The sequence below is a fragment of the Zhongshania sp. genome (assembly GCF_029212375.1).
Lineage (GTDB): Bacteria > Pseudomonadota > Gammaproteobacteria > Pseudomonadales > Spongiibacteraceae > Spongiibacter.
Map to the genome: position 1 here is coordinate 50,999 of NZ_JARGNU010000006.1, position 12,011 is coordinate 63,009.

The following is a 12,011-nucleotide window of genomic DNA, read 5'->3' on the forward strand; positions in this document are numbered from 1 at the left end:
CCAGCTACTGCCTAAGGTTCGCTGTTTGTGGCAGAGCTAGTGGATTTTTTTGGGGCGCATGTCGACGAGCGCGCAATGGAGGCGGGGCAATTATGGTGCGTGTTGTGCTCGTATGGCCCAAAATACGGGGCCTACTGTTGGTAGTGCTGCTTGTGACGGAAGGGTTTGGCGGCTTAGGTAAACTCGGCGTTATTTTTGCTTGTATGGAGCTAAGACGCCCTTGTTAACCTTGGAACAGATGATAATGATGTGTATATCTTCTATTAATAAACGCCGAATCTTAGCTTTAGCCCTTACCTTCAGTGCCTTGTCTGCGTACAGCGCCACGTTATCTGATTTATATAACAGCGTGCCGCGGCCGCCTTCTGATGCGGCGACGGCTTTGACTTGGGTGCAGGACGGAAAAATTGTGCAGCCGGATTTTGTTGAGATCGATACTGCCATAGCGGCGCTGCGGGCCAAAATTGCAGAGCTTAACGGCGGTGAAACACCGCCAGCGCGAATCGCGGTCCCCGCGAGTCTTGCCGACAGTGCTGTGGTGCAGGCCGCTGCGGCGAGTTACTCAGATTATTTGGCGATGAATGAAGACGATAAAGCGCCGCAAGCCGTGCTAGGTAAACGTAAGCGCTGGATACAGGCCGCCTTTGGCCGAACCCAAATGAGTATTAGTGAGAAGATGACAACCTGTGCGACACCCTGCACAGATGAGGCGATTCTGGCCGCTAACGAGCCGCTTACTCGGGCACGCGATCAAGAGTTGAAAACAGAAATTCGCGGTTGGAACGCGATGTTTGACGATTGGAAGAAAAAGCGCTTTGGCGTAGTGATGACGGCCGATTCTCGCGTTGCGGCAACCGCAGAGGGCGGAGCGGCCACCACTGCGCAAGGTCGGTCGATTATGGCGAGTTACCAAGCCGCCATACTTGATGAGGTTGAGTTGTTGCTGTCGATTAGCAAACTGGCTGTGTTGCGCGCTGACGCGATTATGGCTGGTTTGGATGGCACGGAGCCGGATGGCATTAGCGGCGCGACCAAAAAGAAATCTGCTAAATAAAACCGAGGCAAATTGCGTGCTGGGGCCGCCATACTTGACGACGCGATGGCTTAACGAGCGTAGCGAATAGTCAGCGCGGTCACTGCGCCCCACACGCCATTAGCGATTAAGACCAGAATGGGGGTGTATGTCCCCAGCTCTACGCCGCCAAGCCCTTTGTGCGCTTGTGGAAAAATCACCAATAGCTGCACGGCTGTTGGCGCTAAACTTAGCAACAGGCCTTTGCTCAAGGGGCGTGACGCTAGCATCGGCAGTATAAAGAGCAATCCCCAAATCCCGCCCCACACAATACGCGGATAAAGCCAGTTTGGGCTTAGGTTCGGCGCAATCGCAATACCAAACCGCGCAGTTATACCTTGGTCGCCCAGCAGCCAAATGGCTAGGCTATTGGCGAGTGCGCCGACACAGCCTGCGGCAAAAAAGACGAGTAATTTCTTCATGTTGGCTCTCTGCTTAGGGCGGCTTCCGCGTTTAAATTGATGACCATAGTAACTGACATTTTGTGAATAAATGGCAGATTTTTGCTAATCGCTGGTCTTATCATTGACTACTGGCTTGTCAGTATCGGTCTAGGGGGATAAAAGGCAGAATGACGGTCTTTATTATAATTTTTCCGACAGCGCTGAGGGCGAGACCTGCTTGCGTTGTTATTACCGAGCTCAGACAAGGTTAGCTGCAATATGACGACTGAATTACGAACAGAGATTGCCTTAATAACAGGTGCGTCGGCGGGTATCGGCAAGGCATTTGCCGAGCAATTGGCGTCGCGCTGTAAGGTGATGGTACTGGTGGGGCGCGACGTGGGTAAATTGACGACGTTGCGGGAGAGCTTAAGCCAAGCGGGCCTGACGATTTATACCCTCGCTGTTGATTTAGTGACCAACATCGGCGTGACAAGGGTGATGGAAGCGATTCGTCAGCAGGGTCCTGTTACCATTTTGATAAATAATGCGGGCGTTGGCGCGCATGGCCGGTTTGCCGACGCAGATTTAGACGAGCAGCAGGCTATGGTGAATTTGCATTGCAACGCTACTTTGGCGCTGTGTCGCGCGGCGCTGCCGTATATGAAAACGCAAGGTGGTGGCCGCATTGTTAATGTTTCATCAGTGGGCAGCTATTTGCCCTTAAAAAATGCCGCGGTGTACGGCGCGAGCAAGGCTTTTCTCAATGCTTATTCCGAAGCATTGCAGTTAGAGGTGGCTGGCGATGGCATTAAAATACAGTGCTTATGCCCCAGTTATACCCGCAGTGATTTTCACCACCGCGCGGCAGCGTCCGGATTTAATCTCAGTGTGGTGCCTGACACCGCGTGGTGGACGCCCGCTGATGTCGTTGCCGCGAGCCTAGCGCAACTCGACAGTGACAGCGACGAGGTGATTTGCGTGCCGGATCAGGCTAGCCGGCAGATACTGCGCGATCGTCTCAGGTCTCAAGCTGAGAGATTTATATAACCTGAGCAGGAAGAATCGCCTCGGCCTGCTAGGCTGTATTGACAAGCTTGTCTTAATAGCAGAATATCTATTGAGCTATAAATCAATAAGTGTGAAGACAGGTTTGCCAACAAATAATGATAGGTGGAGAAGCAATATGCATCTGGGGTATTTAGAAGAAGGCCGTGAATTAGCAACGCAAGAGAACGACACTAAAGCGCGTCGTTCATTCCTGAAAAAAGCGGGTGCCGCATTGTTAGTAGGTGGTGTTGCACCTTCTGCTGCATTTGGCATGAGCTCTGCCAAGGCGGCAGAGAAAGGCTTTAAAGGCACTGGCCGTATGGGTATGTCTAGCGGCGAAGATTGGATTGATACATTCTTTACTGGCGGCGCAGAGGCGATTGTCGATTATTACGCCGATGATTTCGTGTTTGAAGATATCACCCTGTTCCAAGCAATTCAGGACAAAGAAGAGCTTTATCAAGCATTTTTGCCCTTTGGTAAAGATTCGCCAGTTGGCATTCACCAGTTTGACGTGATTCGCTACGACGGCGGTATGGCCGGTGATCGCGCCGCGCAAATTCGCCTAGATACCCCAGAGGGCTATACGCCTGACGAGTGGGCAATGTGGTCTAAAGATACCTTAATGGGTTCAGATCACTCCTATGACGAGTGGTGCGTAATGAACTGGGTGTGGAAAGCGCAGCACAATGTCGATTTCCTAGGTCTGCCCGCTAAAGGCAAAACCACTCACACGCGTGGTATCACCTTCCACTGCTATAAAGATCGCAAAGTGGTGCGCGAGTACACTTACTGGAACTTCCGCGATTGCGCGATTCAATTGGGTGTAATGCCCCAGCCAAATAAATTTTGGCTTAAAAAGTAAGCCTTTCTGCTTAATAATTAAGTGTGATTGATGAGACCCAGCGTTTGCTGGGTCTTTGCGTTTTGGCGATACATTTTTGGCCACTTGGCTTATATTGGCTGCGCTGTTAATAAATAGAGTGTTGCTAGCCATGATTTGGTCGCCCGAGCTGGACCCCAAAACGATTCCCCCGCTTCCTGATATTAGTGTCACCGCTGAAATTACTCAGTTGCCCTGGGCCGCGTCTTACAGTGCCTATTACGACATTGCCTACGAGCAGGATTACCCCAGTTTAAAACACCTCTTTGGCGGCTTTGATAGCGCGGGAGAGCGGATCGCCATGCAGGTTTTTTGCCTGCCAAACGCCCACAGCACGGCTTTTGTTTACCACGGCTATTACGATCACGTTGGACTGTTCAATAATGTGGTCAATTATTTTTTAAAGCACGGTTACTCGGTGGTGGCTTATGACTTGCCTGGTCACGGCCTGTCGAGTGGTGAGCGAGCGGCCATCGATAATTTTAGGTGCTATCAACAAGTATTGAGCGATGCCTTTAAGGTTGTTGCCGATTTTGGGCTGCCGAGCCGAAGAGTTGCCCTAGCGCAAAGCACTGGCTGTGCGGTGCTAATGTCGTATCTGCTCAGTGGCGGCGAAGCTGAATTTGAGCGGGTGGTGTTATTAGCGCCCTTATTAAAGCCCTGTGATTGGTGGTGGGGCAAGCCGGCGCACAGCGTGTTAAAGCACTTTATTCATAGCTTACCCCGAAAATTTGCCGATAACTCCGACGATCAAGCCTTTTTGGAGTTCCTTCGCGAGCGTGACCCGCTGCAAGCCAGAACCCTGCCGCTGAGTTGGGTTGGCGCGCTCAAAAAGTGGCAGCCGTGGTTTCTTAAGCAAGCGCCGGTGAATAGCTCAATTTTGGTTTTGCAGGGTGATGCCGATGAAACCGTCGAGTGGCGCTATAATCTGCCGCGCATAAAGCAGAAGTTTCCGAATGCCAAAGTGGTGTTTGTGCCTGGCGCCCATCACCATTTAGCAAAAGAGAGCGAAGTGTATCGGGAGCAGCTGTGGCAGGCCTGTGATGATTACTTGTAGGCGCTGAATGCTTGACGGGAGACGGTAAACGCAAAAAATAGCGACGCGTTACGAAAATTCGGAGTCATACCTGCGAAGGCAGGTATCCATGTGAGCGCAGCGAATGCTATTAAGCGTCTCCCATCTCCCGTCTAGCGCCTCCCGCAACTCAACCCACCGACGGTGGCGTGGTATTTGCCACCCACTCCCACCACTGGTGCTCGCCTTCCGGCTTGTCCATGTCTTGGCAGCGATGCACATCCCAAGTTACTAGGTAGTCTGGGTTGCTAAGCGCTTCGCCGTCGCCAGTTTTGTAATTACCCGCGGGGGCAATAAACCAGGGCGCGGTTGAGGAGGGAATGGTGAATTCTTGTTCGTCACTCTGGCGCAGGGTAATGCCGTCTTTGGCGGTTACCCGCACCACGGTGCCAGCGAGCATGCGCTGCTGAAGGGTGTCGCCATTGATATCGTAATAGCTGATGCCGACCAGTGCGCGTTTATCGAGCAAGGCGGCGAGTTCGGCGTTTAAAATATCAGACATAAATGGCGTTGCCTTTGCAGTTTCTGTCGCTTAGCGCGGCAGGTGGTTTAGAACAAGACGCGGCAGCGAATAGTGCCTTTCACGTCGAGCAGTTTTTCTACCGCAAATTCGCTAGAGGCTTCGTCAATATCAATAACCACATAGCCAACCTTCTCGCTGGTTTGCAGGTATTGGCTGGAGATATTGATGTTGTTCTCCGAAAAGATCAGGTTAATCGCGCTGAGTATGCCAGGCACATTGTGGTGAATGTGCAGAATACGGTGCTTGCCAGGGTGTGCCGGTAGCGCAACTTCAGGGAAATTGACTGACGAGGTGCTGGTGCCGTTGTCTGAGTATTTGACCAGTTTATCGGCGACTTCCATGCCGATATTGAGCTGGGCTTCTACAGTCGAGCCGCCGACATGGGGTGTTAAGAACACATTGTCGAACTCGCGCAGCGGCGAGATAAACTCGTCATTATTGCTGCGTGGCTCTTCGGGGAATACGTCAATGGCGGCGCCAGCGAGCTTGTTGTCGCGCAGGGCGTTAACGAGCGCGTCGATGTCGACTACGGTGCCGCGGGCGGCATTGATCAAAATCGCGCCAGTTTTCATTTGGGCAAACTGATCTGCGCCCATCATCATCTGGGTAGATACGGTTTCTGGCACGTGCAGGGTGACGATGTCAGAAGTTGCCAGCAGTTCGCCCATGCTGACTTGGCTGGCATTACCCAGTGGCAGTTTATTCACCACGTCGGTAAAGCACACTTCCATGCCTAGGCTTTCAGCGATAACCGACAGCTGCATGCCAATTGAGCCGTAGCCGATAATACCAAGGCGCTTGCCACGGATTTCGTAGGAGCCAACGGCGGTTTTCATCCACTCGCCGCGGTGGGCGGCGGCGTTTTTCTCGGCTAGCCCACGCATTAGCAGAATCGCTTCGGCAATAACCAGCTCGGCAACTGAGCGAGTGTTGGAGAACGGCGCATTAAATACCGCAATCCCGCGCTCGGTGGCGGCTTGCAGGTCAACTTGGTTGGTGCCTATGCAAAAACAACCTACCGCAATCAGTTTTTTCGCTTCATCTAGCACTTCAGCGGTGAGCTGGGTGCGCGAGCGAATGCCAACAAAATGGGCGTCAGCAATTTTTTGCTTCAGCTCTTCGTCGGGCAGGGCCTTTTGGTAGTAGTCGATATTGGTATAGCCGGCCGCGTGTAGGGCATCGACAGCGGACTGGTGAAGTCCTTCCAATAGCAGGAATTTGATTTTGGCTTTGTCGAGGGATGTTTTTGCCATGAATTTGCTAGCCCCACTCTGAGGTAAAGTGAAAGCGCAGTATGTTATCATATTACACTTTCCCAAGTGCGATTCTGAGAGGCATTTTTACCATGTCGGCGAGCCAAATACCGTCCTCTGCTAGCGTAATTAAAGACTTACAAGCCATTGTGGGCGAGGACAAGGTCCGCAGCGATGCTGAAATCCTGCTCAGCCACGGTCGCGACTGGACCAAAGTCCACACTCCAGCCCCCTTGGCGGTGGTTTTCCCTCGCACGGTGGCCGAGGTGCAGGCCATTGTTAAACTGGCTAATACCCTAGAGTTTGCCATTGTGCCCTCGGGCGGCCGCACCGGTTTGAGTGGTGGCGCTGTTGCCGCTAACGGCGAAGTGGTGGTGTCATTCGATTATATGAGTCATATCAGCGACTTCGATCCCATTGATCGCACCGTGGTTTGCCAAGCAGGCGTGATCACCGAGCAGTTACAGGGCTTCGCGGAAGATCGCGGCCTGTTTTACCCAGTAGACTTCGCCTCGGCGGGTTCTTCGCAGATTGGCGGCAACATCGCCACCAATGCCGGCGGTATTAAGGTTATTCGCTACGGCATGACCCGCGACTGGGTAGCGGGTTTAAAAGTGGTTACCGGCAATGGCGATTTGTTGGAATTGAATCGCGGTCTGCTGAAAAACAATGCGGGTTACGATTTACGGCAACTCTTTATTGGTGCAGAGGGCACTTTGGGGTTGATTGTTGAAGCCACCATGCAGCTGACCCGTCAGCCCAAAAATCTCACTGCCTTTGTCTTGGGTGTGGAAGATTTTAACGGCATTATGAATTTGTTTAATCGCTTTCAGGCTGAGATGGACCTGACCGCCTTTGAGTTCTTCTCTGAGCAGGCGCTGCAAAAAGTGGTGGCCCACAGCAAAGTGCCTCGGCCCTTTGAGTCGGTCTGCCCGTATTACGCGCTGCTGGAATTTGAGTGCCTTAACGATGAGGTTGAGGCACAGGCTATGGCCCTGTTTGAAGCCTGCGTGGAAGAGGGCTGGGTTAGCGACGGGGTGATGAGCCAGAGCTTAGAGCAACTGAAAAACCTCTGGCGGTTGCGCGAGGATATTTCCGAGACGATCTCTAAGTGGACGCCCTATAAAAATGACATCTCTACCGTGATTTCAAAGGTGCCGGATTTTCTCGAAGCCGTCGAGGCCTTGGTCAACGCGCAATACCCAGATTTTGAAATTATTTGGTTCGGTCATATCGGCGACGGCAATTTGCACCTCAATATCCTCAAGCCCGATGACCTAGATAAAGAGGCCTTCTTTGCTCAGTGCGCCACGGTCAGTATTGGGGTGTTTGAAATTGTCGAGAAATTTGGCGGCAGCGTATCGGCGGAGCACGGTGTGGGTCTACTTAAAAAAGACTATCTGACTTACTCGCGCTCAGAGACGGAGATTGCCCTGATGCGCCAAGTGAAGCAGATATTCGACCCCAAAGGCTTGATGAACCCTGGCAAAATATTCGATTAAGGCGGAGCGGCCCCAATGAATTTGTATCGTCACCACTTTATCGACGGCAGTGAATTTGCCGCCGCGCCGGGTAAGCAGGTCTGTGTTGGCCGCAACTACGCTGAGCACGCCAAAGAGTTGGGCAATGACATTCCCGATACGCCGCTGCTGTTCATGAAGCCCGCCACCGCCATGGTGGCCATGGCCGAGCCATTGGAATTACCCGCTGGCGATGGCAGCTGCCATCATGAATTGGAATTAGCTTTGCTCATTGCTCAGCCTTTAAGCAAGGCCGCGCCCAGCGAGTGCCGCGCTGCGATTGCGGGCATTGGTTTGGCTCTGGATCTCACTCTACGGGATTTGCAGAGCGAGTTAAAAAAGAAAGGCCAACCCTGGGAGCGCGCCAAAGCCTTCGATGGCGCCAGCCCCCTGTCGGCCTTTATTCCCTTTGATCCAAACTTGGATTTCGCCTCGTTAACGCTGCGCTTAACGCGCAATGGCGGCGTGCAACAACAAGGCAGCTGCGCCGATATGCTGTTTTCAGTCGAAACCCTGCTCAGCGAAATCAGCCACAACTTTAGCTTAATGCCCGGCGATGTCGTGCTAACCGGCACCCCCGCAGGGGTCGGGCCGCTGTGCAGTGGCGATCATTTGCTGTGTGAGTTGGAAGGCTTGCTGAAGGTGGAGACGGTAGTGCTTTAGCGGGAGACGCTTGACGGGAGATGGTAAACGCTAAGATAAAAGCAGTACGCTGCCTTTGCGTTTTCCGTCTCCCGTCCAGCATTAAGCGGTAAGGGTTTTCACGCCTTCTGCCGTTCCCAGCAACAACACATCCGCAGGCCGGCAGGCAAACAAGCCATTAGTCACCACGCCGGTAATATTATTGATCTGCTCTTCGGTTTTTTGCGGGGTGGCAATCATAAAGTCGTAAACATCCAAAATGATATTGCCGTTGTCGGTGACCACGCCTTCACGGTAGACGGGATTGCCGCCGAGTTTAACCAGTTCCCGCGCCACGTAGCTGCGGGCCATGGGGATGACTTCTACGGGTAGGGGGAAGGCGCCGAGGCGGTCAACGAGTTTGCTGCCGTCGGCAATACAAATAAATTGCTTGCTGGCCGCGGCGACGATTTTCTCGCGGGTCAGGGCGGCGCCGCCGCCTTTGATCAATTCTAAACGTTCATTAGCTTCATCTGCGCCGTCAACATACACCGCAATGGTGCCGCAGCTGTTCAGTTCCAGTACTTCAATATTGTGCTTGCGCAGGCGCTGGGCCGAGGCTTCGGAGCTGGCGACGGTGCCTTTAATGTCATCTTTAAATTCGGCCAGAAGGTCGATAAAGAAATTGGCGGTAGAGCCGGTGCCAACACCGATGATTTCGCCATTCAGAATAGCGGGCTTGATGTGGTCGATCGCGGCTTGAGCTACCGCGAGTTTTAGCTCATCTTGTGTCATGGTTGGCCCTTGTTTTGGCTTTGCTGCGGGAGGTGCTGAACCCGCAATTATAAAATTTGCAGCGCTCAATTGCGAGGTGGATTTCGGATCGGCTTTACGAGCACAGCGATAGGAGCAAAGAGTATGGACCTTGAATACCCATCTTACGAGGCTTGGCTGGCGGAATTTCGGCGTGTGGCTGAGGCTGACGAGTTAGGATGGTTAGTTTCTTCCGCGGTGGATGCGCATCTCGATGCCTATCGTGCGGGGGTGGGGCCTGCCGAGGAATTGCAGGTATTGGCTGATATGGCAGAGTGGCGGGGCTGTGGATGTGGCGGCGGTGGCGGCTAATGCTGCGCTTTGGCTTGAGACGCGGTAGACTTGCCCGCTGTGATTTTTGCGTTACAGCCACGGCTGGCGTGTTAATGGAGACTGCGTAAAGCGATGCCCCAAAGCTATATAAAGAAAATCCTCAAAGCCCGTGTCTACGATGTGGCGATTGAATCCCCAGTGGATGAAATGCCACTGCTGAGCAAGCGCTTGGCCAATAATGTATTGCTTAAGCGCGAAGACTTACAGCCGGTATTCTCTTTTAAATTGCGCGGCGCCTATAACAAGATGATTAGCCTCAGCGAGGAGGATCGGCGCAAGGGCGTGGTGGCCGCTTCGGCGGGTAATCACGCGCAAGGTTTGGCGCTGGCGGCGCTCAAGCTTGGTGTAAAGGCCACTATCGTTATGCCCAAAACCACCCCGCAAATTAAAGTCGATGCGGTTCGCTCTCGCGGCGGCAAAGTGGTTTTAGTTGGCGACACCTACGATGAAGCCTCGGTCTTCGCCAAAAAGCTGGTCGAAGAAAAAGGCATGGTTTACGTTCACCCTTACGACGATCCAGAAGTTATTGCGGGTCAGGGCACCGTGGGCATGGAAATTTTGCGTCAAGTCACTGGCCCCTTAGATGCGGTGTTTGTGCCCGTTGGTGGCGGCGGTTTGGCGGCGGGGGTGGCGGCTTACATCAAATATGTACGTCCCGAAGTGAAAGTGATTGCCGTCGAGCCAGAAGATGCCGCCTGCTTGAAATTGGCGATGGAAAAAGGTCGGCGGGCGATACTGCCAGAGGTGGGCATATTTGCCGACGGCGTTGCGGTGGCGCAGATTGGCAAGGAAACTTTTCGGGTATTGCGTAAAACCATCGACGGCTGCATGACCGCAACGACCGACGAAATTTGTGCTGCAATCAAAGATATCTTTGATGACACTCGTTCAATTGCGGAGCCTGCTGGCGCACTCGCCCTTGCCGGTTTAAAGAAATACGTCGAAGAAAATGACTGCACTGGTCAAACGCTACTGGCCATCGACAGTGGTGCCAATACCAATTTTGATCGTCTGCGCTATATTGCCGAGCGCACCGAGATTGGCGAGCAGCGCGAGGCTATTCTCAGCGTCACCATTCCTGAGCGGGCGGGTAGCTTTAAAAAATTCTGTGCGGCGCTGGGGCGGCGCAATATTACTGAGTTTAACTACCGCTATAGCGATGATCGCGATGCCCAGATTTTTGTTGGGGTGTCGGTGGCGGCGGGCGGCGGCGATCGCAATGAATTGGTTGCGGCGCTACAGCAATTAGATTATCCGGTGGCGGATTTTACCGATAATGAAATGGCCAAGCTCCATATTCGGCACATGGTCGGCGGTCATCGCCCCGCAGCGGTAGAAAATGAGTTGCTGTATCGCTTTGAGTTTCCCGAGCGGCCCGGCGCGCTGATGAATTTTCTGACCAAGCTGGGCAATCGCTGGAATATCTCCCTGTTCCACTACCGCAATCACGGTGCGGCTTATGGTCGAGTGTTGGTAGGATTGCAGGCGGTTAACGGCGAGCGCAAGGAAATTGAAGCCTTCCTTGATCAGCTGGCCTATCCCTATCATGAAGAAAGTAATAACCCCGCCTACAAGCTGTTTTTGAGCTAAGTACGGCGGTTAGCGCTTACCCCGACCGCGCCGAGGAAGGATCATGGTGCGGTCGGTAACAATCACATCTAGGCCAATATCCCAAGCATCGATCGGCAGCGCAGAAACCTCTTGGCTGTGATGGGCGATGCCGATCAGCAGCGGTTTGCGCTGTGGCTTACGGTTTTTAAAGGCAAAACAGCGATCGTAAAAACCGCCGCCCATGCCTAGTCGCCCACCGTGTTTGTCAAAGCCCGCCAGGGGCACCAGTACAATATCTAATTCTTTGGGCGACCTTGCGCCATAGCGCAGCCCCGCGGGTTCGCCAATACCATAGCGATTTAAGCGCAGCGCTTGGCGAGGGTGGTAGCGCTGGAAACTCATGTATTTTTGGCCCGCGCCGCCAACGTGGATGCGGGGTAAGTAACAAGTTTTGTGTTGTAAAGTGGCGTGGCGCAATAACAAAGCGGGCGAAATTTCGCCGTCACTGGCTTGGTAGGCGGCGATATGACGGGCGCGGCGATAAGCGCGGAGCTTGATAATGCGCTGCATTAATTGCTGGGCGGCCAATTGCTGCTGGGCGGCGCTGATTTGTCGTCGGCGCGCTCTAAGGCTTTGGCGAAGTTGGTTTTTAAGCGCTGAGTTCATAGCCGCATTATAGCGCCTGAATGCGCAGTCTGGATAAGCGTTTGGGAATACAGAGTAGAACTAAGTGTGGTAGAAAAGCCCCAAGATACCGCTGGCCGCGTGGCCCTTGAACCCAGCGGTTCAAGGTGGAGTACTCCGCGAGATCTTTAGGCTTTCCGACAAGCGGACATGCACACGGATCTCGGCTGGAACACTCCGGGTATAAAAGCATCGGCTCAGGGGTCTAGACGGCCTAGCAAATATCCCAGGGTGGCGGTCAGTATAACGC

General features: G+C 53.2%; 13 protein-coding genes and 1 other RNA gene. 8 read left to right on the forward strand and 6 right to left on the reverse strand.

Translation table 11 applies throughout. The annotated features are described in order from the left end of the window. The first annotated feature begins 244 nt into the window (after nt 1–244). A complete protein-coding gene (locus P1U47_RS08050) occupies nt 245–1,054 on the forward strand; it encodes a hypothetical protein (protein WP_301028203.1) in 810 nt (269 codons plus the stop codon). A 50-nt stretch (nt 1,055–1,104) separates the two neighbouring features. Here the strand turns inward: P1U47_RS08050 and P1U47_RS08055 are convergent, their stop codons facing one another. After that, on the reverse strand, nt 1,105–1,494 hold the full coding sequence (locus P1U47_RS08055) for a hypothetical protein (RefSeq protein WP_301028204.1): 390 nt from the start codon (nt 1,492–1,494) through the stop codon (nt 1,105–1,107). A gap of 240 nt (nt 1,495–1,734) precedes the next feature. On the opposite strand from P1U47_RS08055, the gene P1U47_RS08060 reads away from it, so the two are divergent. The 3 genes from P1U47_RS08060 (at nt 1,735) to P1U47_RS08070 (ending at nt 4,445) form a co-directional block, all read left to right on the forward strand. Beyond that, entirely contained in the window at nt 1,735–2,505 is a 771-nt protein-coding gene (locus P1U47_RS08060) for an SDR family NAD(P)-dependent oxidoreductase (RefSeq protein WP_301028205.1), read from the forward strand. Between the two features lie 136 nt (nt 2,506–2,641). Further along, complete coding sequence (locus tag P1U47_RS08065; protein ID WP_301028206.1) at nt 2,642–3,370, forward strand: hypothetical protein; 729 nt, start codon at nt 2,642–2,644, stop codon at nt 3,368–3,370. Between the two features lie 130 nt (nt 3,371–3,500). Beyond that, nucleotides 3,501–4,445, forward strand: a complete 945-nt coding sequence (locus tag P1U47_RS08070; RefSeq protein ID WP_301028207.1) for an alpha/beta hydrolase — start codon at nt 3,501–3,503, stop codon at nt 4,443–4,445. 148 nt (nt 4,446–4,593) lie between these two features. Here the strand turns inward: P1U47_RS08070 and P1U47_RS08075 are convergent, their stop codons facing one another. Together P1U47_RS08075 and serA are read right to left on the reverse strand one after the other, a co-directional pair. Beyond that, complete coding sequence (locus P1U47_RS08075; protein ID WP_301028208.1) at nt 4,594–4,965, reverse strand: hypothetical protein; 372 nt, start codon at nt 4,963–4,965, stop codon at nt 4,594–4,596. Between the two features lie 47 nt (nt 4,966–5,012). Next, nucleotides 5,013–6,239 carry a phosphoglycerate dehydrogenase gene (gene serA / locus P1U47_RS08080; protein WP_301028209.1) on the reverse strand — a complete coding sequence of 409 codons (1,227 nt, stop codon included), beginning with the start codon at nt 6,237–6,239 and terminating at the stop codon, nt 5,013–5,015. Nucleotides 6,240–6,331: 92 nt separating this feature from the next. Here serA and P1U47_RS08085 point away from each other — a divergent pair, with 92 nt between their 5' ends. Continuing rightward, nucleotides 6,332–7,741, forward strand: coding sequence for an FAD-binding oxidoreductase (locus P1U47_RS08085; RefSeq protein ID WP_301028211.1), 1,410 nt, complete (start codon nt 6,332–6,334; stop codon nt 7,739–7,741). Between the two features lie 15 nt (nt 7,742–7,756). Next, nucleotides 7,757–8,422: a fumarylacetoacetate hydrolase family protein gene (locus P1U47_RS08090; protein ID WP_301028212.1), complete on the forward strand. Its 666-nt coding sequence runs from the start codon at nt 7,757–7,759 to the stop codon at nt 8,420–8,422. Nucleotides 8,423–8,503: 81 nt separating this feature from the next. Here the strand turns inward: P1U47_RS08090 and rpiA are convergent, their stop codons facing one another. Then, the gene (gene rpiA / locus P1U47_RS08095; RefSeq protein WP_301028213.1) at nt 8,504–9,175 is read right to left on the reverse strand and encodes a ribose-5-phosphate isomerase RpiA; all 672 of its coding nucleotides are present in this window, start codon (nt 9,173–9,175) and stop codon (nt 8,504–8,506) included. 123 nt (nt 9,176–9,298) lie between these two features. Here rpiA and P1U47_RS08100 point away from each other — a divergent pair, with 123 nt between their 5' ends. Together P1U47_RS08100 and ilvA are read left to right on the forward strand one after the other, a co-directional pair. Beyond that, nucleotides 9,299–9,505, forward strand: a complete 207-nt coding sequence (locus P1U47_RS08100) for a hypothetical protein (protein WP_301028214.1) — start codon at nt 9,299–9,301, stop codon at nt 9,503–9,505. Nucleotides 9,506–9,598: 93 nt separating this feature from the next. Then, nucleotides 9,599–11,116: a threonine ammonia-lyase, biosynthetic gene (gene ilvA, locus P1U47_RS08105; RefSeq protein WP_301028215.1), complete on the forward strand. Its 1,518-nt coding sequence runs from the start codon at nt 9,599–9,601 to the stop codon at nt 11,114–11,116. Between the two features lie 9 nt (nt 11,117–11,125). On the opposite strand, the gene P1U47_RS08110 is transcribed toward ilvA, so the two are convergent. After that, nucleotides 11,126–11,743: a 5-formyltetrahydrofolate cyclo-ligase gene (locus P1U47_RS08110; protein WP_301028217.1), complete on the reverse strand. Its 618-nt coding sequence runs from the start codon at nt 11,741–11,743 to the stop codon at nt 11,126–11,128. A gap of 73 nt (nt 11,744–11,816) precedes the next feature. Continuing rightward, a non-coding RNA gene (ssrS, locus tag P1U47_RS08115) (6S RNA) lies at nt 11,817–11,997 on the reverse strand. Nucleotides 11,998–12,011 lie beyond the last annotated feature (14 nt).